The organism is Pseudomonas meliae (assembly GCF_001400515.1).
Classification (GTDB): domain Bacteria; phylum Pseudomonadota; class Gammaproteobacteria; order Pseudomonadales; family Pseudomonadaceae; genus Aquipseudomonas; species Aquipseudomonas amygdali.
Window position 1 is genome coordinate 1 of the sequence record NZ_LJQT01000297.1, and the last position, 949, is coordinate 949.

The 949-nt window shown below is 52.6% G+C and carries 2 protein-coding genes; both read left to right on the top strand.

Translation table 11 applies throughout. The features are described 5' to 3' along the window. On the top strand, positions 1-809 hold an 809-nt coding region (locus ALO64_RS25545), incomplete at its 5' end, for a tetratricopeptide repeat protein (RefSeq protein ID WP_054991731.1). Further along, a partial coding sequence (locus ALO64_RS24370) for a recombinase family protein (RefSeq protein ID WP_162232073.1) occupies positions 803-949 on the top strand: 147 nt, incomplete at its 3' end. The genes ALO64_RS25545 and ALO64_RS24370, both read left to right, overlap by 7 nt.

Here is a 949-nt window from a genome sequence, read left to right on the forward strand (position 1 = left end):
TACTTCAGACCTTCCCTAAAAAAGCATTGGAGGCTGCGTTAGCCGGCTTGACCGTTGCAAACCGGCTGATCCCAGAGGGGGTTAATGGGCACATCGAATGGACACATCTGGAAAATCGCCCATTCCTGCGGGCCCTACAGAGCGCGGTGTTGGCTTATGTTCGGCTACGCCGCCATAAGGATGTGGTCAAGCTCATCGACAAGATGCTGGCTTACAATCCAAACGACAATCAGGGTGTACGTTACTTACTTGGCTCGGAGGCATTGCGTGCCGGCGATAAGGTCCGCGCCCAAGAGGTTTTTAATGACTACGCGAACGACTATCCGCCCTATTACTACGAACTCGCCCTGACCCACATTATCAGCGGTGAATGGATTAGTGCCGCAACGGCATTACGGCAGGGTTTCTGCGCTAATGGTTATATCGCAGAAACTCTCTGCGGCAATCTCCTTCCACAACCATTGGCTATTTGGCACGGCTGCAATTTTGCGGAGCCTGATCTGGCAGACGACTACATCAAGATGTATGGCGACCTGTGGTTGCGCCACGCGGATGGCTTAGCATTTGTACATTGGCTGTTCAATCACTCCCGCGTCATGGTTGAGCGGGCAGCAGTTATAGAATGCGGTGAGAAACTCCTGTGGGAACAGGATGTTGATGCGCGACAGCGCATTCTGAACCAACGACACACTTTGCTGGATAGCATCGACAATCGGCTTTCCTCCGAAATTATCGGCAAACGGAAGAACCGCCAAGGCAGTGAAGACTACCCATGGGTGCTGATGCAAGAACGAGTAACCCTATGCTGATTGGGTATGCTCGCGTCTCGACTCAAGACCAGAACCTGCAATTGCAGTACGACGCCTTGGCGTCGGCAGGTTGTAAAAAACTGTTTGACGATAAGGTGAGTGGTTCACGGGCTGATCGTCCAGGCCTGAGCAAAGCTCTA